Source organism: Arsenophonus sp. ENCA, assembly GCF_002287155.1.
GTDB lineage: Bacteria > Pseudomonadota > Gammaproteobacteria > Enterobacterales > Enterobacteriaceae > Arsenophonus > Arsenophonus nilaparvatae.
This window is the reverse complement of the sequence record NZ_NHNG01000793.1, coordinates 1-808: the sequence shown is the minus strand read 5'-3', so window position 1 is coordinate 808 and position 808 is coordinate 1. Positions and strand designations below refer to the sequence as shown.

The 808-nt window shown below is 34.5% G+C and carries 1 protein-coding gene; it reads right to left on the bottom strand.

The genetic code is table 11. The features are described 5' to 3' along the window. Positions 1–553: 553 nt before the first annotated feature. Positions 554–808: hypothetical protein (locus CBG25_RS20620; protein ID WP_290608945.1), on the bottom strand; the 255-nt coding region annotated here is incomplete at its 5' end.

The window sequence follows — 808 nt, the reverse complement described above, 5'->3', positions numbered from 1 at the left end:
TTGTTGCGATTATTACTATCCTAGCTCTGTGTAGCCTGGTCTGTATTACCCGGCACCCCACCAACAGATGCCAGGCTTCCTTCCCCCTTCTTTGAGCAATTTCAAACATGGAGTCATATGAAGTGTTGTCGAACTCACTCAATATCCAAGAACACACAAAGTGTGAATTCTTTCCTTTCCAGGGAATCCTTGATCCGGCTCACAAAGTGATGGAGCGTCTTGCTTGATTTCCCCGACTGGTAAGCATAACGTAAATAAGCAAACAGGTTAAGTGCAAGAAAGGGCCATGTGGCCCTAACTTTGCCTGGATAAATAAAGAATGTTTCATTTCATTAGTCATAGTCATAAACCTTTATTTAATTTTGTACAGTGGTACAACATAAATAGTGTCAATAGTCTGCAAGACTCTTTGCATATTGTTTTTAACCTTAAAATTAACAATCACAAAAAATATCCTTAACACCAGACTAAGTTATCTATTGACAGTGTTAAAATCACTCAGTACATATAACACCTATTTCTAGTATCAAAGCATTATAATTGTTTTATTGTATTAGCCCTCAAAATAACCATCAAAAGAGTAAACTGGATTTTGTATTAGATAATCCTTTAAAATGTTCTTGAAAATACTGTTTGTTTCTATCTGCTTTATTTCCAAAGATTGTTTGTTGAAAAATCTAAGCCCCTGGTATGTTGGTTTTTTTAAATAATTCCAAATTGTGGTGTTCAAAAACAACTCTTCTTCTTGTATTTTAGGAATGAGTTGTACAGTTTTTATAGCACTATTAAACCTAGCATGTATAATGGT